A 20911-nucleotide genomic window follows, 5' to 3' on the forward strand; every position below is an offset into this window, starting at 1 on the left:
TGAAGAAGCTCTCGGCGGCGACGCCGTCCCCGGGCAGCATCGCCGCCGCGGCCGCCTGGTGGCGGGCCCGGTCGGCGTCGGACAGCACCGGCACCAGACCGAAGACGGCCCCGCCGGCGCCGGCCGCCGGGGTGATCGTGACCGGCACGATCGCGCCGGGGTCGGGCATGGTCACCGGGATCGTCAGCACCGTCGTCTGCTCGCTGTCGCAGACGACTGTCGCCCGTGTCCCGGAGAACGCGACGTCGATCGAGCCGGTGCCCAGGCAGACCGCCTTGACGTCGTGGCGGCCGCCGAGCAGATTCCGGGTGGTGACGATCCGGCCGTCGCCCTCGTCGAATCTGGCGAGGACGGCGGGCTCCGGCATCGCCGGGTCGGCGCCGAGGGCACGGGCGACCCGCTCGGTGGTCGCGGACGCCGGCGGCCGGGACGGCGCGACCGGCGGGGCCGAGCCGTGCTCCGGTCGCAGCACCGCTATCAACCCGGCCACCGCCAGCACGAACGCCATCGCGAGCGCCGCCGCGAGGGCGGCCCGTCCCCGGTACAGCCAGGACTTCACGGTCCCGGTCGCGACACCCTCCCGGGCCGCGATCTCGGCGACCGGGATGTCGGCGAGGTAGTGCAGCACCACGGCTCTGCGATGCGCCGCCGGGAGGCCGTCGAGCGCGGCGAGCAGGGCGACCCGGTCCGGCCCGGGGCCGTCGGACTGCGGCTCGACGCGGCGCTGCCGGTTCAGGAAGCCGAGCGCGGTCCGGGCCCGGCGCCACCGGCTGATCGCCAAGTTCCAGGCGACCCGGCGGATCCAGGCGACCGGATCGTCGTAGTCCGCGACGGCGTCCCAGCGGACCAGGGCGCGGTAGAACGCCTCCTGGACCACGTCGTGCGCGTCCTGCCGGTCACCGAAGTGCGTCTGCAGGTGGACGACGAGGTCGGCGTAGTGGGCGGCGTACACCTCGTCGAAGCAGGGGCGCGCGGCGATCGTTGTCACGGCCACTACACGCCCGTTCCCGGCGGCCGGTTGCACCCGGCCGCCGGAAAATTCCTCACCGGGGGTGCAGGGCCCATCCGGTCTCGGCCCGCTCGCCGGGCGCGGCCCGATAGCGGGTCCAGAACTCCACGTTCCTGCCGAGCGCATCCGGGAGTTCGACGTCCTTCCTGAGCGGCGGCCACGAGCAGGCGACCGCGTGCTCGGCGAGAATCGTGCCGTCGTCGCCGCGGCGGATCTGGACAGCGTAGGTCCCGGTGCCCCGGCAGGCCAGCGCGAAGGTGTACCGCTCGTCCGCCGGGAACTCGGCATGCTGCGCCGATCGGTGGAACTTCCCGTCGAAGGGCTCCTCCTCCGGCGCGCCACCGCCGGCCCGGGCGCCGGTCTCCCGGCCGAGCACGGCCTGGACACTCGCCGCCTCGTCGTCGGGGGCGAGTGTCGCGTCGTCGTCGCCGGTCACCCGGATCGCGTAGCCGGCCTTCCCGCCGGCGCTCGTCGTGTCCTCGAGGCCGAACCTCAGCTCGGGCACCATGTACGCGTTGATCCTCCGGGTGATCGGGGCGGGGGCGGCCGAACAGGGCACCTCGATCCTGGCCAGCTCCCGGTCCTCGGCCATGTCGAACCGGTCACCCTCGACGTCCCCGGTCACCACCAGGGTGAACCGCCCGGCGCCGGCGCAGGCCACGGTGAGCGTGAGGCGCGACAGGTACATCCGCCGCTCGAAGCCGCCCGGCCGGACCGGTCCGGCCTGCTCGTACGCCGGCCGGTCGTCCCGGATCAGGCGCAGGGCCTCCGCCGCGAGCCGCGGGGCCGGGTTGAGCCCGGCAGTGGGCGACGCGCTCGCGGCCGGCAGGATCGGCGCCGCTTCCGGCTGCCGGGCCAGGCCGAACCCGCCCACGAGCGCCGCCGTCAGCGCGCCCGCGAGGGCCACGACCCCGGTGGTCCGGCGCCGGCGTACGGTCCGCCGCGCCGCCGCCGCGCCCGGTGGCCGGATCTCCCGCACCGCCGACGTCCGCAGATCGGCGAGAAGCTCCTCGATTCGGTCGGTCACCGCGCACCTCCGTTGCCGTCCTCGGCGAGAGCTCGGCCGGCCGTTGCCGGTTCAGGAAGTTCAGCGCGGTCCGGGCCCGGCGCCACCGGCTGACCGCCAGATTCCAGGCGACGCGGCGGATCCAGGCGACCGGGTCGTCGTACCCGGCGATGTGCTTCCACCGGGCCAGGGCGCGGCAGAACGCCTCCTGGCAGACGTCCTGCGCCTCCTGCCGATCACCGAAGTAGGCGTAGAGCTGCACGGCGAGATCCGTGTAGTGCGCGGCGTAGATCTCGTCGAACGAAGGCGCGGCGATCGGCTTCTCCGTATCAACTGTGGCGGTCACGGGGACTACACGCCCGGGCCACGCGGAACGTTGCGGACGTCTCGATGACCATAGGATGTGTCGCATGACGCCAGAAGAGGTCGGGGACCGCATGGTCAGCCTGCTGGCGACCGACCAGCTTCCGCTCAACGCGACGGCCGGGGTCTCCGGCGGCGGTCCCGGGCACGCCCGCGCCGTGATCGACGTGCCGCCGGCCCGCTGGTGGTTCGCCGCCGAGCTGGCCCGCGATCCGGGGGCGATCGGCTGCGACTTCTTCGACTGGCTCTCCGCCGTGGACGAGCTCGACGAGGGCTTCACCGTGATCGCCCATCTCTGGTCGGTGCGGCGCAAGCACGGCGTGCTGCTGCGGGCCAGGGTTCCGCGGGACGCGCCGGAGATCGAGTCGGTGGTGGACCTCTATCCGGGCGCCGACTGGCACGAGCGCGAGACGCACGAGATGTTCGGGATCGGGTTCGCCCGCCACCCCGGTCTGCGCCCGCTGCTGCTGCCGCCGGAGTTCGAGGGCCATCCGCTGCGCAAGGAGTTCGTGCTGGCGGCCCGGGTGGCGAAGCCGTGGCCGGGCGCGAAGGAGCCGGGGGAGTCCGAGGCCGGCGCCGCGAAACGCGCCCCGATGCGCCCGCCCGGCGTGCCCGACCCGAACGAGTGGGGTCCGATGAAGGGCAAGGTGCCGCCGCCCGAGCGGCCGGCCCGCCCCGAGCGACCGGCCCGTCCCGAGCGGACGGCGCGTCCGGAGCGACCGGCCCGCCCGCCGCGGGAGGAGAGCTGATGCCGCTCTGGCTCGACCTCCTCGTCCGGATCGTCGCCGTGATGGCCGCGTTCCTGGTCCTGCCGCTCGTGGTCGGCCAGGCCGAGCACAAGGTGATGGCGCACATGCAGGGCCGGGTCGGCCCGATGTACGCGGGCGCCTTCCACGGCTGGGCCCAGCTCGTCGCCGACGGCGTCAAATTCGTGCAGAAGGAGGACGTCACCCCGCGGGACGCGGACCGTGCCGTCTTCCGGCTCGCCCCGATCGTGGCGCTCTTCCCGTACCTCGTGGTGCTCTTGACCATCCCCCTCGGACCGGGCGGTCTGGTGGCCCAGAGCCTGGACATCGGCCTGTTCCTGGTCCTCGCGGTCCTCGGGATCGGCGTGGTGGCCGTCCTGATGTCGGCGTGGAGCTCGGCGAACAAGTACAGCCTGCTCGGCGGCGTCCGGGGCGCGGCCCAGCTGCTCGGGTACGAACTACCGCTGGTCCTCTCCGCCGCGAGCGTCGCCATGGCGGCCGGCACGCTGAGCCTGCCCGGCATTGTCGAGGCGTGGCGCCCGTGGTGGCTGATCTGGCAGGCGCCGGCCGCGCTGGTCTTCTTCGTGGCCGGGCTCGCCGAGATCCGCCGCCCGCCGTTCGACATGCCGATCGCCGACTCCGAGCTGGTCTTCGGCTACATGACCGAGTACACCGGCCTGCGCTTCGCGTTCTTCCTGCTCGCCGAGTACGTGGGCATCGTCGTGATCGCGGCCCTCACCACGGTCCTGTTCCTCGGCGGCTGGCACGGCCCGTTCGAGGAGCAGCTGGGCTGGCTCTGGACGCTGCTGAAGATCTTCGCGCTGTCCTTCGTGATCATCTGGCTGCGGGTGAGCTATCCGCGGCTGCGCGAGGACCAGCTGCAACGCCTCTGCTGGCTGATCCTGGTCCCGCTCGCACTGGCCCAGCTGGTCCTGACCGTCGCCGTGAAGGCCCTGACCTAGAGGTTGCGCGGCCGGATCTCCGTGATCGGGATCTCCATCCGCCACGGCTCGGCGAGCCGGATCGTGTCGCCGCCGCTGAAGGCTCCGGTCGGCTGGTAGACCCGATCTTCGGGGTCCAGCCGATAGGTCGTGACGGAGAGGTCGTTCTCCGTTTCGATCAGCCAGTAGAAGGGGATCCCGTGCTTGGCGTAGAGCGCGGGTTTCATGACGCGATCCATGCTCTGCGAACTCGGCGACACGATCTCCACGGCGAGCACGACATCGGCGGCCTGGAACTTCCCCCCGGGCTTCTTCGCGGCGTCGAAAGTCACGACCAGCAGATCGGGAATGAATTTCCGGCGAGAGCTCAGCACCACGTCGTTCGCCTGTGACACGAACAGGTGTTCCGGGCACCCCCGGGTCAACGCGGCCCCGAGCAGGATCACCAGGGCCTGGTGAGCGGTGGACGGTGACGGCGACACGTGGAGGATCCCATCGAGTAGTTCGCGACGCACCCCGTCATCCGGCAGGCCTTCGAGATCCTCGACGGTCCAGCCGTCCGCCGGCGGCACTTCGCTCAAGGAAGCGGTCATCGGGGCCTCCAGGGCGGGGTCGCTCTACCCGTCCGTCCACGGTACCGGAAATCTCGGGCGGGCCGAGGTCGCGTCACCCGGCCGGACCGGGCAGGATATGCCCTTGTGACTGATAACGGCGACCGCGACGTTCCCGGCAAGGGGCTGCTCGACGGGCTCGCGGTCACCTTCAAGACGATGACCAAGCGGTCCACCACCCAGCAGTACCCGGACGTCGAGCCCGATCTCCCGCCCCGCTCGCGCGGCGTGATCGCCCTGTCCGAGGAGAACTGCACGGTCTGCATGCTCTGCGCGCGCGAGTGCCCGGACTGGTGCATCTACATCGACTCGCACAAGGAGGAGGTGGTCGTCCCGGGCGCCGCGCGGGCGCGTCAGCGCAACGTGCTGGACCGGTTCGACATCGACTTCTCGCTCTGCATGTACTGCGGCATCTGCATCGAGGTGTGCCCGTTCGACGCGCTGCACTGGACGCCCGAATTCGAATACGCCGAGACCGACGTCCTCTCGCTGCTGCACGACAAGACCCGGCTGGGTGAGTGGATGCGCACGGTTCCTCCGCCCCCGGCCCACGACGTGCTGGGCGAGCCGAGCAAGGAGGAGGCCACGGCGGCGCGCAAGGCCGCGGGCCCGGGTGCGGCGACCGCCGCCAAGACCGCAAGACCCTCTTCCGTACGGGCGAAGCCCGCGTCGACCGAGCCGGAGGAGCAGTGACCGTCGCCGACGTCCTCCTGCTGGCGCTCGGCGCCCTCGCTGTCGGTTCCGGTGCCCTCGTCGTGACGAGCAGCCACCTGGTCCGGGCCGGCCTCTACCTGGTGGTCAGCCTCGGCGCGATCGCCGGCCTCTACCTCGTCCTCGGCGCCGAGCTGGTCGCCTGGGTGCAGGTGCTCGTCTACGTCGGCGCGGTGGTGGTGCTGCTGCTCTTCGCGGTGATGCTGACCCGGGCGCCGATCGGGCCCTCGGCCGACCTGGACCGCCCGGCCCTCCCGGCCGCCCTGATCGGCGGCGGCACCGGCCTGGGCCTCGCGGTGCTCTTCGCCGACGCGTTCCACTGGGTGCGCTACCCGGCGCCCGAGCCGGAGACCGCCGAGCGGGTCGGTGAGCGGATCTTCGGGGCCTGGGTGCTGCCGTTCGAGGTGCTCTCGATCCTGCTGCTGTCCGCCCTGGTCGGGGCGATCGTGCTGTCCCGGCCGGACATCGGCGCCCGGAAGGGGGACGCCTGATGCACGTCGTCATCCCGTACGTCGTAGGCGCCCTCCTCTTCGGCCTGGGCGTCTACGGCGTCCTGCGCCGGCGCAACGCGATCCTCGTGCTCATGGCGGTCGAGCTCATGCTCAACGCGGTCAACCTGATCCTGGTGACCGCCGACGTGAGCCTGCGCTCGGCGCTGGAGGGCGTCACGATCGAGTCGTGGGCCCGGCCGGGTGCGGCCGACCCCGGCACCGGCGGCGTCTTCGCGCTCTTCGTGATCGTGCTGGCCGCCGCCGAGGTGGGCGTCGGCCTCGCGATCGTGCTCCAGTTCTACCGGATGCGCAGGGCGGTCATCACCGACGAGGTGCGGCTGGACACCGACGAGGAACGGGTGACCGGGTGAGCGTCGACGTGGCCGGGCCGCTGCTTCCCCTCGTACCCTTGCTCGCAGGCCTCCTCGGTCTCCTGCTGCCGCCGGGCGACGGCGCGGGACCACGCAGAAGGCTCGCCGCCGGAATCGGCATCGCCGGGAGCGCGCTGGCCCTGCTCCTCGCGATCAGGCTGCTGCTCGGGGACGGCGATCCCTTCGAGACCGGCTTCGAGATCGCGCACTTCGGCGGCTTCACGGTCAGCCTCGGCGTCGCGATCAACCCGGCCGTGGTCTACGTGGCTCTCGCGGTCGCCCTGGTCGCGCTGCTCGTCCAGATCTACTCGGTCGCCTACCTGCACGACGATCCGCGGTACGCCCCCTACGCCGCCCAGGTCAGCCTCTTCACCGGCGCGATGCTGCTGGTGGTGACGTCGCACGACCTGATCGTCATGCTGGTCGGCTGGGAGGTGATGGGCGCCTGCTCCTACCTGCTGATCGGCCACGACCGGCGGCTGCCCGAGGCGCCCGCCGCCGCGGTGAAGGCCTTCCTCGTCACCCGGGTGGGTGACGTCGGCTTCCTGCTCGGCATCGCCGTGCTGATCACCCAGGCCGGAAGCACCCGGCTCGCCGACGTCATCGAGCATCCGTACGACGGGAGCACGCTCACCGCCGCGCTGCTCCTGATCCTGGCCGGGGTGGCCGGCAAGAGCGCCCAGTTCCCGCTGCACACCTGGCTGCCGGACGCGATGGCCGGCCCCACCCCGATCTCCGCGCTGATCCACGCGGCCACCATGGTCGCGGCCGGCGTCTACGTGGTCTTCCGCCTCTACCCGCTCTTCGAGCAGTCGCCGGTCGCGCTGGGGACGCTCGGCGTGCTGGCCGCGATCACGATCCTGCTCGGCGCGCTCGCGGCCACCGCGCAGGACGACCTGAAGCGCGTGCTGGCCTGGTCGACGGTCTCCCAGATCGGCTACATGACCGCGGCGCTGGCCGTCGGCTCGCCCGCCGCCGCGCTGTTCCACCTGCTCACCCACGCGGCCTTCAAGGCGCTGCTCTTCCTCGCGGCGGGGGCGGTCATCCACGCGGCCGGCACCGGGCTGCTGTCCCGGATGGGTGGTCTGCGGCCGGCCATGCCGGTGACGTTCTGGTCGTTCGTGATCGGCCTGGCCGCGCTGGCCGGGGTGCCGCCGCTGGCCGGCTTCTGGTCGAAGGAGACGGTGCTGACCGCCGCCGCCCATGCGACCGAGGGCGGCGAGACGATCCCGGTCTGGGCCGGGTGGGTGGTCTGGCTGGCCGCGCTTCTCGCGGTCGGGATCACCGCCTGGTACGCGACCCGGCTGCTGCTCCGGGCCTTCTTCGGGGTGTCCCGCGCGCCCGGCCCGGACGGGCCGGCCTGGGAGGTCGGCTTCGACGACGCCCGCTACCAGGTCCCGGCGACGCCGCACGACCCGCCGTGGCTCATGCGCGCGCCGCTGCTCGTCCTGCTGGTCCCGGCCGCGCTGCTCGGGCTGGCCGCGTACGCGCCCGGCTTCCGCACCTCCCTCGAACTCGAGGACCCGCACCTCGGCGTCGCCGTGGCGCTGCCGATGCTGCTGCTCGCCGCGGGCGCCGGCGCCGCCTGGTGGATCTGGTGGGCGGTCCCCGGCGTCGACCCGGCGCTCGCGCTCGGCCCGGCCCGCCCGCTCTTCGCCTCCGGGTTCCACCTCGACGCCGTGCAGCACCGCCTCGTGGTCGTGCCGGTGCGGGCGCTCGCCCGGTACGTCACCGCCGCCGACGAGCGGGTGGTGGACGCCGCGGTCGAGGGCGCCGGCGAGGGGACCCGCCGGGCCGGCGGTGAGCTCGCCGAGGCGCACCGGGTCGCGGTGTTGCCGGTCGCCGCGGTCCTCGTCCTGCTGGGCGCCCTCGTGCTCGGCATCGTCGCGTGGCTGGGAGTGCCGGCATGACCCTCTCCACCGACTCCTGGTCGTTCCTGCTCGCGGCGATGCTCCTGGTACCGGCCGTCGGCGCCGCGGTGGTGGCGCTGCTGCCGGCGCCCAGGATCGTCGCGACCCTCTTCGCGGCCGTGACGTTCGTGCTCACGCTGACGCCGGTCGTCTTCTCCCGGGACCTTCTCTGGGTGAGCTACGGGGACCGGCCTCCCGCCGTGGTGCCCTGGCTGAACCTCGATCTGCCGTGGGTGCCGGCCCTCGGACTCGACTTCCACCTCGGCGTCGACGCGATCTCCTACCCGCTGATCGTGCTGACCGGGCTGCTCACGGTGCTCTGCTGCGCGTACACGGGCTCGCGGCCCCTGGCCGCTCTGCTCCTGATCCTCGAGGTCGGCGTCCTCGGCACCTTCCTGGCCCTCGACCTGATCCTCTTCTTCGTGTTCTTCGAGGTCGTCCTGCTCCCGATGTACGCGATCATCGCGGGCTGGGGCGGGCCGGGGCGGCGGGCGGCGGCGCGGAAGTTCGTGCTCTACACGCTGGTCGGATCGGTGCTGCTGCTGATCGCCGTGGTGACGGTGGTGTCGCAGGCGGGGACCGGAGATCTGACCGGTTCGTTCGATCTCAGCCGCCATTTGCAGTATTTCGTTTTCATCCTGCTTTTTGTTGCTTTCGCGATCAAGGCGCCGCTCTGGCCGCTGCACACCTGGCTGCCCGACGCGCACACCGAGGCGCCCACCGTCGGCTCGGTGATGCTGGCCGGCGTGCTGCTCAAGATGGGCACCTACGGCCTGATCCGGATCGGTCTCGGCGTGGCGCCCGAGGGTGCCGAATGGGCGTCGCCGGTGCTCGGCGTGCTGGCCGTCGTGGCGATCCTCGCCGGGTCGCTGATCTGCCTGCGCCAGCGCGAGCTCAAGCGGCTGATCGCCTATTCCAGCGTCGGGCACATGGGCTTCGTGCTGCTCGGCATCGCGACGCTGACGGTCACCGGCATCCAGGCCGCGCTGATCGGCAACATCGCACACGGCCTCATCACCGGCCTGCTGTTCTTCCTGGTCGGGACGCTCAAGGAGCGCGCCGGCACCGGCTCCCTCGACCAGCTCAGCGGCCTGCGCGAACAGGCGCCGCGGCTGGCCGGCCTGCTCGGCTTCGCGGCGATCGCCTCGCTCGGCCTGCCCGGCCTCGCCGGCTTCTGGGGCGAGGCGTTCGCGGTGGTCGCGGCGGTGCAGGCGGGCGGGCCGCTCTGGGTCACCTGCGGGGTGCTGGCCGCCTGCGGCGGCGCCCTCACGGCCGCCTATTTCCTGCGCCTGCTGCGGCGGGTCACGCACGGTCCGGCAACCCCGATGGTACGGGGCGCGAAGCCGTCCATCGCGGGTGTGGAGTGGTTCGCCTGGGGGCCGCTCGTGCTGCTCACCCTGGTGGTGGGCGTGGCGCCGGCGCTGATCGTGTCCGGAACCGACATCCCGATCCTGCGTCTCCTGGAGGCGGTCTCCCGTGGGTAGCCAGGTCGTAGGACACTTCTCCCTTATCCCGATTTATGCTGCCGCATCGACCGCGATTCTGGCGTTGCTGGCCGACCTCTTCACCGGTCGTCGCGCCGTCATCGTGGGTGTGACCCTGCTCGGTGCTCTGGCGACCGCAGTGTGCGCGGTCGTCGCCGTCGATGCTTCTCCCACCTTCTGCGCCGGCGGCGGCTGCTCCTGGGTGCCGTCCGGCGCGGCCGCGACAGTGGCCGTCCTCTTCGCCGGCCTGACCGCCGGCGTGCTGGCGTTCTCCCTGCCCGCCCTGCGTCTCGGCATCGCGCCGGCCGGCGAGTTCTGTTTCCTGCTGGCCTGTTCGATGACCGGCGGCGTGACGGTCGGCTACGCCGGCGACCTGATCACCCTGATCGTCGGCCTGGAGACGCTGACCCTGCCCCTCTACGTCCTGGTGGGCCTGCGCCGCTTCGCCCCTTCCGAACGCGTGACCACCGACGGCGCCGCCGCCTCGGTCACCTTCTTCCTGATCAGCGTCATCTCCACGGTGATCGCCCTGCTCGGCGTGGCCCTCAACTACGCGGCCACCGGCGGCGTACACCTGGCGGCCCTCACCGCCGCGGCCCCGCCCTTCGCCGCCCTGGCCGGCGTGGGCGCCGCCCTCCTGGTGATCGGCCTCGCCTTCAAGGTGGCCGCGGTGCCCCTGCACGCCTGGGCGCCGGCCACCTACGACGGCGCTCCCGTCCCGATCGCCGCCTACCTCTCGACCGCCTCGAAACTGGGCGGTGTCATAGCCCTGGCAGCCGTCGTATCCCGCCTCGACACCCGAGCCGTGGTCGCCGTACTGGCCATCCTCACGATGACCATCGGCAACCTGGTGGCGCTCCGCCAGACCCGCATGATCCGCCTGCTCGCCTGGTCCTCGGTGGCCCAGGCCGGCTACATCCTGGCGGCCCTCGCCCTCGGCGAACCGGGCGTCGTGGCAGCCCTCGCCTACGCAGCCTTCTTCGTGATCCTCGAACTGATCGCCTTCGGCGTCGTGGTGGCCCTCCGCGCCCCGGGCCAGGACGGCGGCACCCTGGACGACTACCGCGGCGCGGGCCGCCGCTTCCCCTGGCTGGGCGCGGCGTTCGTCCTGGCCCTGGCCGGTCTGGCCGGTCTACCACCCGGCCTGGCGGGCCTGTTCGCCAAGCTCTCGGTAGTCGACGCCCTGGTCGACGCGAACTGGACCTGGCTGGCCGGCGTCGTCGTCCTCAACGCGGTGATCGCGTTGGCGTATTACGTCCGGGTGGCGGCGGGCCTGTATTCATTGCCGGAGAGGGTCGGTCTGTCCGTGGCCGACCCGGTCCTCGTCGACGAGGCGCTGCACCCACACGGCCCGGTTCCCCGTCCGGTGGCAGTGACCATTTCCGCTGCCGTGGTGGTGGCGGTGGTGCTGGGGTTCGCGCCGCAGGCGCTGTTCGACGCCCTGTCCTGACGCGGAGGACTACAGGAGCGGACTACAACTCCGTCGCGAAAGCTACAGAGGTTCGAATCCTCTACCCGCCACCACTGGGAAATGGAGCCCCTCATCTGCGGAGACGAGGAGGCGCTCTTTCGACTGATCGTGCGAGTCCCGCTCTCCACGAGTGATCGCGCGGCGGCTCTCGGCCGGTCAGTAGCCCGGCTCGCCGCCGGCCGCGAGCCTCGCGGCCGCCTCGGCAGGCGAATCGCCGTAGCCCGGCCGCGCTATGGAGACGGACTGGAAGAAGTAGCCCTGCTCCTCGTCGGGGTCGTCGTCCGCGGGGAAGGGCCGCCAGAACGCCAGGTACAGGTCGAGTGCCGCGAAGCTGCAACCGGACTCGTACTCCCGCAGGTCGGCATACCGCTGGATACGCTCCACGACCTGCCGCGCGGGCAATCCGAAGACGTCGACGTCCCGATAGCGCACGACGTCGTGTTCACAAGGTCGCCAGAGCTCGATGGCGTTCACCCGGTTCAGAGTCGGACCGGCTGCGCCGAAGCCGAGACTGAACCGGAGACCGCTCGGCCGGTCCACGGCGAACTCACCGCGGGATTCCTGCGCCAACCGGCCGAGCGGCTGCAACGCCGAACGCGCCTCCTCCGCGGTCATGCCCAGGCGGAGCGGCCCGACGCCGATCGGCGGCTCCAGTTCTAACTCCATCGGGTGATCATCGCAGTCTTCTCCCGGTGGTGACGCCGGCGCCACAGAGGTCGGGGCTCAGCCACGCACCGATAGCGAAACCCGCGCAACGGCCCCCGCCACCCGCACGCGCCCGCGTCGTGCGGGCGGGCGTTGTGGCTGCGGTTGTGGAGGGGTTGAGCCCTCGTACGAAAAAGCAATACAACCGCTTCCCCAAGACCCGCGTCTATCTAGGTGACGGCAGGAACGGGGAGCGGGATGGATGAGGACTATCTGGCGTACGTGAACGGGCGTCTGCCTGCGCTGCGACGGCTGGCCTATCTGCTCAGCGGCGATCGTGATCAGGCTGATGACCTGGTGCAGGAGACGATCACGAAGTTGTATGCCCGGTGGCCTCGGATCTCGCGTGCGGACAATGTGGACGCCTATGTGCACACGATGATCGTCCGGGCTTTCCTGGACGAGAAGCGGCGGGGGTGGTGGCGGGTCGGGTTGTTCGCGGCCGCGCCGGAGCTCCGGGACGGGGCGGGGAAGCCGGGCATCGAGGAGCGGACGGTTTTGCGGGCGGCGCTGGCGCAGGTGCCGGCGAAGCAGCAGGCGGTTCTGGTGTTGCGGTTCCTGTGCGATCGGCCGGTGGCGGAGGTGGCCCGGATCCTCGGCTGCTCGGAGGGGACGGTGAAGAGCCAGACCTCGCACGGCCTGGCCGCCCTGCGGCGGCTGCTGGGTGAACCCGCCAAAAAAGACACCCGGAAGGCAGACACCCGGAGGAGCGTCCTGTGAACGAGGAAGAGTACGGCAACCTGCTGCTCCGGCCGCTCGACACGGGCGGGCCGGACGGGCCCAGCAAGGTCGATGTGGGTAGGGCGATGCGGGACGGGCTGCGGGTCCGCCGGGTGCGGGCCTGGTCGAGCGCGGCGGTGGCGGCCGGGGTGGCCGTGGTGATCACCGGTGGGGTGCTGGTGCTGCGCCCGCAGGCCGAGGAGATGACGCCCGCGCTGCCCGCGGATCCGACGCTGCCCCGGGCGTGCACCGCCGCGGCGCTGCCGACGGGCCGGGCCACGTCGGCGTCCGTGGAGGCCGGCGACCCGGGCGGCACCTATCTGGTCGGCAGCAGCGAGCCGGTCGACGGCGGCGACCACGACGTGCTGGTCTGGCGGAACGGCGAACTGGTCGCGACGGTCGCGCAGCGGAGCCCGAAGGTGTCGATGCAGGACATCAACGCCTCCGGTGTGGCGGTGGGGGCCACTGTCGCGGGCAACACGATCCCGTTCGCGTACCACGACGGCGAGATCACCCGGATGAAGGGCGTCGGGAACGCGGTCGCGATCAACGACGCCGGGGTGGTGGCCGGTGACACCGAGGGGGCGCCCGACGCGGCACGGCCGCAGCGCTGGTCGTCGTGGGACGCCGAACCCGAGCCGATGCCGCTGCCCGCCGGGATGGCCGGCGGGGAGGCCTACGACATCACCGAGGACGGGACGATCCTCGTCGGGTTGTGGGGGAAGCAGGACTCCGGGCCCTACCTCTGGCACGCCGACGGCTCGCTCGAGCGGATCCTGCCGCCGGTGGCCGACCCCGATCCCGGCAAGGGGAGCGGGGTCGGGCCGATCGCGATCCACTTCGGATGGATCTACGCGGAGAGGACGAGGGACGACGCCCGGTCGGCGCTCTACCGCTACGAGCCCGGCAGCCGGACCTGGCAGAAGCTCAGCGACGACAGGTACGCCGTGCAGGTGCCGGCCGTGCAGCGCCGGGGCGGCGGTTTCATCCAGGACGACCCGGCCGTCTACGTCGGCGATCGGGTGCTGAAGCTGCCGAAGCTGAAGAGGTACGACGACGACTCGTTCGGCGTCACCTTCATCAGCGAGAACGCCCGCGTCGCCGCCGGTTCGAACCTGAGCGGCGACGCGGCCGGCCGTCCGGTCGTCCCGGTCATCTGGCGCTGCCGCTGACCCTCTTCTCGATCTCCCTGCGCATCGACGGGGGCAGGGAGTCGGCGTCCAGGAGGCGCGGCAGCCGATCCTGGTCGTGCATGTAGATGTCGAACGCCTCGGCCACGGTCAGCCCGTGGCCGGGGCGTTCGACGACGTCCACCCGGTCGCCGGCGCGGATCGTGCCGGGCGTGATGATCCGCAGGTAGGTGCCGGTCCGGTTGGCCCGCGCGAACCGTTTGATCCAGCTCGGCTCGGCCATCCGGTGCTGGAACGTCGCGCACGGGATCCGGCCGAACGTCGGCTCGAGCACCACGCCGGACGGGAAGTGCCAGCGCTCGCCGATCACCGCGCCGAGGAGATCCAGGCCCTCGGTGGTCAGGTTCTCGCCGAACAGCCCGTTCGGCAGCGCACGGCCCAGTTCGGCTTCCCACCACGCATAGTCTTCTTTTGCGTACGCATAAACCGCCTGGTCGTCGCCGCCGTGATGCTTCGTGTCCCCGATGAAATCGCCGACCACGCCGCTGTGCAGACCCGTCGTCTTCGGGCCCGGGGGCCGGACCTCGATCGGGCCGTCGATCGGGCGTTTGCCGATCCCGGTGATCCCGGTGCCCTTCGCCGGATTGGGCTCGGACCTGCCGACGTTGACGGTGAGAACGGTTCCCTGCTTCTTCACAGGCCCCATACTTTCGCGATCCGGGCCAGGCTGTCAGTCCGGGTCGCCGGGTCGTAGACCGAGCCGGCCAGCATCAGCTCGTCCGCCCCGGTCCGCTCGACGAGCGCGTCCAGGCCGGCGACGACCTCCTCGGCGGTGCCGGCGTACTGGGTCCCGGGCAGCGACTGGTCGAGCTCCTGCGCCGCGGCGGTCTCCGGCGACACCATCGGGCCGAGCCGGCCGGTACGCAGGCTCATCATCATCACCCGGCTCGGACCGGCCAGGTACTGCGCCTCCTCGGTGGTCTCCGCGGCCAGCACCGACGCGCTCACCATGAGGTGCGGTGCCGGGTACCGCGGCGACGGCTGGAACCCGTCCCGATAGAGCCGGGCCGCGCCGTCCACATCGGAGCCCATCGCGAAGTGGTGTGCGTAGCAGAACGGCAGCCCCAGCGCGGCGGCCAGCTGGGCGCCGTAGGTGGAGGAGCCGAGGATCCAGATCTCCGGGTACGTCTCCGCGACCGGGGTCGCCGACAGCCGGGCCGGCGCCGCGGCCCGCTCGTCGCCGAGCAGCGCCATGACGGTCTGCAGGTGCTCCGGGAACCGCTCGACGGTCAGGTAGGGCGAGACGCCGCGCAGCGCCTGGGCGGTCGCCTGGTCGGTGCCGGGCGCCCGGCCGATGCCGAGGTCGATCCGGTTCGGGTAGAGCGCCTCCAGCAGCGCGAACTGCTCGGCCACCACGAACGGCATGTGGTTCGGCAGCATCACGCCGCCGGAGCCGACCCGGATCGTCGCGGTGTTCGCCGCGACGGCGCCGATCAGGACCGGCGGCGCGGTGGAGGCGACGGCCGGCATGTTGTGGTGCTCGGCGACCCAGAAGCGGGCGTATCCGAGCTCGTCCGCGGCCTTGGCGATCTCGATGGTGCCGCGGAGGGCGTCGGCGCTGCCGTGCCCCTCGCGGACCGTGGCGAGGTCGAGGACGGAGAGCGGGACACGGTTCATGAGAACGTCCGTTCGGGATGTGAGGATTGGAGGAGGTCGAAGCCCTCCCGGATCAGGGTGTGCAGCCCTTCGAGGCCGGTGGCGGCGTCCCACCGGGGGCAGGTGGTGTTGAGTACGGCGCGGGCGGCGTTGACCTGTACCTCGACCCGGAAGTCGTCGCCGGCCCAGTCGCGGACGGCATCCCAGAAGCGGTCGGCGATCTCGCGGGAGCAGCTTCGCAGCTCGGGCGAGGCCTTTAAAACGCCTTTGTGTCGATGTATCCGCTCGAAGACCACGCTGGTGTATTCCAGGATCAACTCGCGCAGGGAGATCCAGAGCGGCTCGCCGGCCGGCCGGGCGTCGATCAGCCGGGACCACAGCGCCGGGTCGTCCGGATCGGGGTCGAAGAGCACCGACTCCTTGTCCGGGAAGTAGTTGAAGAACGTCCGGCGGGAGATGCCGGCCGACGCCGCGATGTCGTCGACCGAGACCGCGTCGAAGCCGCGCTCGCCCATCAGGCTCACAGCGGTTTCGCGCACCGACCGCCAGGTCTCGAGTCTGCGCTGTTGCACCTCTCGAACGTACCTCGACTTGCACTCAGTGCAAGTGACGGCCGTTACTGCAGCCAACTCACAGCGTGCTCGGGATGGAACCGAAGGTGATCGACGTTCAGTGGAGTGCGGGTCACGAACCCGCGTCAACCATGAGGAGTGGATGTTGTCCAGCCACCACAACGGCCTCAAGACAGCTGCTCTGCTGGGTCTGCTCACCGGCCTGATCCTGGCCGTGGGCTACTGGCTGGGCGGTACCGGCGGCCTGGTGCTCGCCGTCGTCGTCTCGCTGGCCACCAACGCTTTCAGCTACTTCTACTCGGACCGGCTCGCCCTGCGCTCGATGGGCGCCCGGCCGGTCAGCGAGGCCGAGTTCCCCGAGCTCTACCAGATGGTGCGGGAGCTCGCGGGCGAGGCCGGGCAGCCGATGCCCCGGCTCTACGTCTCGCCGTCGATGCAGCCGAACGCGTTCGCGACCGGGCGCAACCCGGAGCACGCGGCCGTCGCCGTCACCGTCGGCATCATCCGGCTGCTGACCCTGCGTGAGCTGCGCGGCGTGATCGGTCACGAGCTGTCCCACGTCTACAACCGCGACATCCTGATCTCCAGCGTCGCCGCCGGGCTGGCCGGCATCATCACGATGCTCGCCCAGCTGGCGTTCTTCCTGCCGTTCATGAGCTCCGACGACGAGGACAGCCCCAACCCGGCCGGCCTGCTGCTCATGATGATCCTCGGCCCGCTCGCCGCGTCGATCATCCAGCTGGCGATCAGCCGCAACCGCGAGTTCCAAGCGGACGCGTCCGGGGCCACCCTCACCCGCGATCCGCTTGCGCTCGCCAGCGCACTTCAAAAGATCCATTCGGGTACGAGGGAACTGCCGCTTCCCGCCGAGGGACAGCTCGCGACCACCGCGCACCTGATGATCGACAACCCGTTCCGGGGCGGCGGCATGGCGTCCCTGTTCTCCACCCATCCCCCGATGGAGGAGCGGATCCGCCGCCTTCACCAGCAGGCGTCTCTCACGCGCCGGTGACTCCTGCCACCGCGGGCTCATTTCGGTTCTGTTAACCGGGCCTCCGGCGTTAGCCTCGGAACGCGTTTCACCCGTTACCGTCGCTGATTCCGGAGGCCTGCCCGTGACCGCGTTGCGTCAGTACCTTGGCGTGTGGGGACTACCGGGCGGCAAGGTCCTTCTGGTGGTCGGCATCCTGGCCCGGCTCGGCATCGGCATGACCCCGCTGGCCCTGCTGCTCCTGGTCGAGCAGGCCACCGGGCGCTACGCGGCGGCGGGCCTGGCCGGCGGCGTCTACGCCCTGGCCGGCGCGGCCCTCAGCCCGATCGCGGGCCGGCTCGCCGACCGGATCGGCGCGGCGCCCATCCTGGTGGCGACGGCGATCCTGCACCCGTTGGCGCTCGGCGCCCTGATCCTCGCCAGCCGCGGCGGCGCCGACGCCCTCACCTGGATCTTCGCGGCGTCCGCGGTCGCCGGCGCCACGTACCCTCCCCTGACCGCGGCGATCCGCCGCGCCTGGACCGACATGACCGCCTCGACGTCGCTGCGCGGCGCCGCGATGGCGGCCGAGACCTCCCTCTTCGAGCTCGTCTTCGTCCTCGGCCCGATGCTCGTCGCCGCCTTCATGGTGGTCACCGGCGAGCCGGCCGCGGCCCTGGCCAGCGCCGCGGTGGCCACCCTGGTCGGCACCCTGTGGATCGCCCGCCTCCCGGTCATGCGGCACCGAGCCGCACACAACCCGGAACACGCCGCGAAGGGCCTCGGCCCGCTCCGCGCCGGCGGCTTCCCGCACCTGCTGCTCTGCGTCACCGCCCTGGGCGTCGCCTTCGGCGCGGCCGGCGTGATCGTCCCCGCCTACGCCTCCCAGCACGGCGGCGGCGAGGGCCTGGGCGGCGTCCTCCTCGGCATCTGGGGCGTCGGCAGCGCGATCGGCGGCATCTGGTTCGGCACCCGCCGCCCCGCCATGGCCCTCACCAGGCAGTTCGCCTGGCTCCTGGCCGCCGTGGGCGCGAGCTTCACGATCCTGGCCCTGATGCCGAGCCCGCTCTGGCTGGGCGCGGCCCTGGTGATCGGCGGCGCCACCATCGCCCCCGCCCTGACCGTCGAGAACAGCCTGGTGGGCCGCCTCGCCCCGGCCGGCATGCTGAACGAGGCCTACACCTGGATGGTCACCGTCTCGGTCTCCGGCAGCGCGGCCGGCGGCGCCCTGGCCGGCGTCATCGTCGACCAGCCGGGAGGCCTGCCCTGGGCCTTCACCTTCGCCGGTTCGGTGGTCCTCCTGGCGGCGGCGGTGGCCGCGCTCCCGCAAGGTTCCATGGCCCGAGCCGACCGCCGCGTAGCCGAAACCCTGGCCGTCGAGGTCTCCTGACCTCGTCAGCCTTCGCGGCGTCCTATCGCCCACAGCCTCTCGAACTCCGCGCTCGAGATCACCTCGAACGCCGGCTCACCCTCCTCGACGACCTCAGGAAACGGCGCCTCCGGAACAACGCCGTACCGCCCCTCATAGGCGATCACCGCGTCGCCGCCACCCGCATCCCGCGCCGCGACGACCTCAGCCAGCGAGGCCGCGGCGACCACGGTGCCGTCGCGCACCTCCACATGACGTGCCGCCCACCGAGCCTCGTCAAGCTCGTCATAGCACCAGACCTCTTCGTCCGGCCAATACCAGCGGATGTACTCCACGGCGCCAGCCCTCGTTGTCGCAGCGTCGCTTCGCGGCTTGCCACCCGTCTCTCAGCGACGCACGAGGGACCGGGTGTCGAGCTCGAACCGGAACGGGTGCTCGGAGGTCAGGCTCGCACCGGTCTCCACGACCGCTTCCTCGACGTAGTGCCGGCCGTCGAGGCGGTTGAGCCGCAGTGTCAGCGAGTCCGGTCCCCCATGCTCGACCAGGAGGTACCACCCGATGCCGGCAGCCGCGTAGAGCTGCATTTTGAGCACACGGTCCATAGCGGCGTTGCTCGGCGAGACGATCTCACCGATCAGGAGCACCCGAGAGGCGTCAGCAGTGACGTCTTCCTCGTCCACGTCGACGGCGACCAGGTCGGGAATCACGATGCGACCGGTATGCAGCCGGACGTTGATCGCCTCATAGACGAAGAGCCCGGCCTGCTCGGCCCCGTCCTCGAGCGCGTTCGCCAGACGACGGGAGAGTCGCTGATGGCTCATGCTCGGCGCGGGGCTGACCACCAGGCTTCCATCGACCAGCTCAATCCGATTCGTCGTCTCGCCGAGCGCGAAAAACTCGTCCTCGGTCCATGGACCGACGTGGTCGACCACTCCCACGCTCATCGACGACGTCACCCCCACCAGCGGCTCATGAGAAGATGCTTCCACCCACGGTACGGCACCCCATGCGGCACGGCGTCCCTGGAAAGCGGCACGCTGAGCCCGACCCGACCGGGGGATAAGGAAGAGACGCAGACGGCCAGACGCCCTGAATCACAACGAAGAACGGCCCCGGCTCAGCGTTTCCGCTGGCACCGGGGCCGTTCCATTCCCTGTGGCGGGTAGAGGATTCGAACCTCTGTAGCTTTCGCGACGGATTTACAGGGAGCGCACGTTCAAGGGCTCATCATGCCGTCGACCTGCGGATCTCTTACCTTCGTTCTACTTGAACGGGAGGTGGCCCACGATCCGCCCACAAGTACGACGCGATACACGTGATGGCGATCATCGGTTGCCGTTGCTACTTATCCCGGTCTGAGTGCGGAGGTTTAGATCCTCGGCGTCCCTTGGAGCGCTTGTGACGTTCTAACTGATCAACAATGCGCGAAAGCGACTCGGTCGCGGATGCGATGACATCGGGTGGAGGCGTCTGCTGTCCGTGAACTAGTCGGTTTCTGAGCTGTCGCAGTAGGTCGATCTCCCTGAGAGCGTCAGGCCCGAGGATGTTGAGTGACGCAAGCTGCCTTGTTGTGGGAATAACAATCCTATTTCTCGCACCATCAGCTGGTAGCAATTCCTGCACGAGGGTCTCAAAGAGAATCCAGGTGGTGATGAAGTGGCCGAGTTCGAGGGTCGAACGACTTGATCCGGAGGTACGTTTCCGGCTGGAGTATTTGTCCTGAACCGTGCGGTAAATCTCGTATCGAGAAGGTTCTTCGGTTAGGAGTTCATCGACTACCTGTTCGGCCAGAGGGCGAAGTTCCACATTGCCGTGCAAAGCTTGAAGGTAGGGAGAAATCTTTTCGGGCGTGTCGATCTTCAGTCGTCGAATAAGCTCGAAAAGATGATCGACGCGTCCCAGCCCTGAATCGCTTACGGGTCCATCAAGGGTCTTCGAGGCGTGATCGATAAGGTATGCGGCAAGGTCATAGTGGTTCGCGAATCTTCGGCCAGAGATCGAGCTACGCGCTTTGCCTGCTTTTTGGAGTCGTTCGAGCGCTATCTCGCCTGTAAGAACAAGTCCGTTCAACTCGTCCAGAATCGCCTCTTCCTCGTCAGAGAGCGCACCTTCCAGAGGTTTGTATGCGAGGTCGTGTTCAACCTCGGCCCATGCATGCATTAGAACCGATGCAACTTGTATTTCAATTCGTGCGGCGGCGTAACGCTTGACGGATTCCGCCAAAGTCTCTTCTTTTAGGCGTATCCGGTAGTGTGCCGCCGAGTAGCCGGCGAACTTCTTTCCCGTCCGAGTCTTTCCATCTTCGGGAAATGTTTTTGGTGGAGCAAGGAGTTCGAATAGGTTTGTTACGGCTTGATCGACCTGGTCGCGTTCCCCTGGGAAATACAGCGCGATCCGCACGCCGGCAAGATCCGCGATGTCGTCGTATAGATCATCGACCGATCTATACTCCTTTTTGGCTTCGCGCTGTCTGCATTTTGCCTCTAGGCGACGAACATCCTTAGCTCGATGAGTAACAATCGCTCGTACGCCAGCAGCGTCCAGATCGGACTTCAGAAGGTTGGCAGCCAGGCGAGCCGCCTCGGCATAGAAGTCATACTCGCGGAGGTATCTCCCCACGAACTCTTCGACTGGATCCATGGACACTCCGGTATATCGCTTCGCTGAGACCTGAC

21 protein-coding genes and 2 pseudogenes are annotated in these 20911 nt (G+C 70.4%); 12 read left to right on the plus strand and 11 right to left on the minus strand.

Annotated elements, in window-relative coordinates; translation table 11 throughout:
- Window positions 1-511: 511 nt before the first annotated feature.
- From AB0G10_RS30410 to AB0G10_RS30420, 3 genes and pseudogenes are all read right to left on the minus strand, one after another.
- Window positions 512-994, minus strand: a pseudogene (locus AB0G10_RS30410) (sigma-70 family RNA polymerase sigma factor); the annotation flags it as partial.
- A 49-nt stretch (window positions 995-1043) separates the two neighbouring features.
- Window positions 1044-2036 (minus strand): hypothetical protein, encoded by a 993-nt coding sequence (locus AB0G10_RS30415; protein ID WP_360930028.1) that lies wholly within the window; start codon window positions 2034-2036, stop codon window positions 1044-1046.
- A gap of 40 nt (window positions 2037-2076) precedes the next feature.
- Window positions 2077-2361 (minus strand): annotated as a pseudogene (locus tag AB0G10_RS30420) (sigma factor); the annotation flags it as partial.
- A gap of 64 nt (window positions 2362-2425) precedes the next feature.
- Here AB0G10_RS30420 and AB0G10_RS30425 point away from each other — a divergent pair.
- Both AB0G10_RS30425 and nuoH read left to right on the plus strand, forming a co-directional pair.
- Window positions 2426-3127, plus strand: coding sequence for an NADH-quinone oxidoreductase subunit C (locus AB0G10_RS30425; RefSeq protein WP_360929274.1), 702 nt, complete (start codon window positions 2426-2428; stop codon window positions 3125-3127).
- Complete coding sequence (gene nuoH / locus AB0G10_RS30430) at window positions 3127-4086, plus strand: NADH-quinone oxidoreductase subunit NuoH (protein WP_360929277.1); 960 nt, start codon at window positions 3127-3129, stop codon at window positions 4084-4086. Before AB0G10_RS30425 ends, nuoH begins: the two co-directional genes overlap by 1 nt.
- Here nuoH and AB0G10_RS30435 read toward each other — a convergent pair.
- Window positions 4083-4658: a Uma2 family endonuclease gene (locus tag AB0G10_RS30435; protein WP_360929280.1), complete on the minus strand. Its 576-nt coding sequence runs from the start codon at window positions 4656-4658 to the stop codon at window positions 4083-4085. The two genes, nuoH and AB0G10_RS30435, sit on opposite strands and share 4 nt — an antisense overlap.
- A gap of 105 nt (window positions 4659-4763) precedes the next feature.
- Between AB0G10_RS30435 and AB0G10_RS30440 the strand changes: the two genes are divergently transcribed.
- The 6 genes from AB0G10_RS30440 to AB0G10_RS30465 are packed head-to-tail and all read left to right on the plus strand — an operon-like array spanning window position 4764 to window position 11093.
- Window positions 4764-5369, plus strand: a complete 606-nt coding sequence (locus AB0G10_RS30440; protein ID WP_360929283.1) for an NADH-quinone oxidoreductase subunit I — start codon at window positions 4764-4766, stop codon at window positions 5367-5369.
- Window positions 5366-5878, plus strand: coding sequence for an NADH-quinone oxidoreductase subunit J (locus AB0G10_RS30445; protein ID WP_360929286.1), 513 nt, complete (start codon window positions 5366-5368; stop codon window positions 5876-5878). The genes AB0G10_RS30440 and AB0G10_RS30445 overlap by 4 nt, the downstream gene beginning before the upstream one ends.
- Window positions 5878-6249: an NADH-quinone oxidoreductase subunit NuoK gene (nuoK, locus tag AB0G10_RS30450; RefSeq protein WP_360929289.1), complete on the plus strand. Its 372-nt coding sequence runs from the start codon at window positions 5878-5880 to the stop codon at window positions 6247-6249. Before AB0G10_RS30445 ends, nuoK begins: the two co-directional genes overlap by 1 nt.
- Window positions 6246-8159: an NADH-quinone oxidoreductase subunit L gene (locus AB0G10_RS30455; protein ID WP_360929292.1), complete on the plus strand. Its 1914-nt coding sequence runs from the start codon at window positions 6246-6248 to the stop codon at window positions 8157-8159. Before nuoK ends, AB0G10_RS30455 begins: the two co-directional genes overlap by 4 nt.
- Window positions 8156-9643 carry an NADH-quinone oxidoreductase subunit M gene (locus tag AB0G10_RS30460; protein ID WP_360929295.1) on the plus strand — a complete coding sequence of 496 codons (1488 nt, stop codon included), beginning with the start codon at window positions 8156-8158 and terminating at the stop codon, window positions 9641-9643. Before AB0G10_RS30455 ends, AB0G10_RS30460 begins: the two co-directional genes overlap by 4 nt.
- Complete coding sequence (locus tag AB0G10_RS30465) at window positions 9636-11093, plus strand: proton-conducting transporter membrane subunit (protein WP_360929298.1); 1458 nt, start codon at window positions 9636-9638, stop codon at window positions 11091-11093. Before AB0G10_RS30460 ends, AB0G10_RS30465 begins: the two co-directional genes overlap by 8 nt.
- A 177-nt stretch (window positions 11094-11270) precedes the next feature.
- On the opposite strand, the gene AB0G10_RS30470 is transcribed toward AB0G10_RS30465, so the two are convergent.
- Window positions 11271-11780, minus strand: coding sequence for a hypothetical protein (locus tag AB0G10_RS30470; RefSeq protein ID WP_360929301.1), 510 nt, complete (start codon window positions 11778-11780; stop codon window positions 11271-11273).
- A 237-nt stretch (window positions 11781-12017) separates the two neighbouring features.
- On the opposite strand from AB0G10_RS30470, the gene AB0G10_RS30475 reads away from it, so the two are divergent.
- Both AB0G10_RS30475 and AB0G10_RS30480 read left to right on the plus strand, forming a co-directional pair.
- A complete protein-coding gene (locus AB0G10_RS30475) occupies window positions 12018-12539 on the plus strand; it encodes a SigE family RNA polymerase sigma factor (protein WP_360929304.1) in 522 nt (173 codons plus the stop codon).
- Window positions 12536-13711 (plus strand): hypothetical protein, encoded by a 1176-nt coding sequence (locus AB0G10_RS30480; RefSeq protein WP_360929307.1) that lies wholly within the window; start codon window positions 12536-12538, stop codon window positions 13709-13711. The genes AB0G10_RS30475 and AB0G10_RS30480 overlap by 4 nt, the downstream gene beginning before the upstream one ends.
- Here the strand turns inward: AB0G10_RS30480 and AB0G10_RS30485 are convergent.
- The 3 genes from AB0G10_RS30485 to AB0G10_RS30495 are packed head-to-tail and all read right to left on the minus strand — an operon-like array spanning window position 13692 to window position 15897.
- Window positions 13692-14366: an MOSC domain-containing protein gene (locus tag AB0G10_RS30485; protein ID WP_360929310.1), complete on the minus strand. Its 675-nt coding sequence runs from the start codon at window positions 14364-14366 to the stop codon at window positions 13692-13694. The two genes, AB0G10_RS30480 and AB0G10_RS30485, sit on opposite strands and share 20 nt — an antisense overlap.
- Window positions 14363-15346: an LLM class flavin-dependent oxidoreductase gene (locus tag AB0G10_RS30490; protein WP_360929313.1), complete on the minus strand. Its 984-nt coding sequence runs from the start codon at window positions 15344-15346 to the stop codon at window positions 14363-14365. Before AB0G10_RS30490 ends, AB0G10_RS30485 begins: the two co-directional genes overlap by 4 nt.
- Window positions 15343-15897, minus strand: a complete 555-nt coding sequence (locus AB0G10_RS30495; RefSeq protein ID WP_360929316.1) for a TetR family transcriptional regulator — start codon at window positions 15895-15897, stop codon at window positions 15343-15345. The genes AB0G10_RS30490 and AB0G10_RS30495 overlap by 4 nt, the downstream gene beginning before the upstream one ends.
- 142 nt (window positions 15898-16039) lie before the next feature.
- On the opposite strand from AB0G10_RS30495, the gene htpX reads away from it, so the two are divergent.
- Window positions 16040-16909, plus strand: coding sequence for a zinc metalloprotease HtpX (gene htpX, locus AB0G10_RS30500; RefSeq protein ID WP_360929319.1), 870 nt, complete (start codon window positions 16040-16042; stop codon window positions 16907-16909).
- A 103-nt stretch (window positions 16910-17012) separates the two neighbouring features.
- Entirely contained in the window at window positions 17013-18257 is a 1245-nt protein-coding gene (locus AB0G10_RS30505) for an MFS transporter (protein ID WP_360929322.1), read from the plus strand.
- Window positions 18258-18262: 5 nt separating this feature from the next.
- On the opposite strand, the gene AB0G10_RS30510 is transcribed toward AB0G10_RS30505, so the two are convergent.
- From AB0G10_RS30510 to AB0G10_RS30520, 3 genes are all read right to left on the minus strand, one after another.
- A complete protein-coding gene (locus AB0G10_RS30510; protein ID WP_360929325.1) occupies window positions 18263-18571 on the minus strand; it encodes a hypothetical protein in 309 nt (102 codons plus the stop codon).
- Between the two features lie 51 nt (window positions 18572-18622).
- Entirely contained in the window at window positions 18623-19180 is a 558-nt protein-coding gene (locus AB0G10_RS30515; RefSeq protein WP_360929328.1) for a Uma2 family endonuclease, read from the minus strand.
- Window positions 19181-19577: 397 nt separating this feature from the next.
- Complete coding sequence (locus tag AB0G10_RS30520) at window positions 19578-20876, minus strand: RelA/SpoT domain-containing protein (RefSeq protein ID WP_360929331.1); 1299 nt, start codon at window positions 20874-20876, stop codon at window positions 19578-19580.
- Between the last annotated feature and the right edge of the window lie 35 nt (window positions 20877-20911).

This window comes from Actinoplanes sp. NPDC023714, from assembly GCF_040639855.1.
Classification (GTDB): Bacteria; Actinomycetota; Actinomycetes; order Mycobacteriales; family Micromonosporaceae; genus Actinoplanes.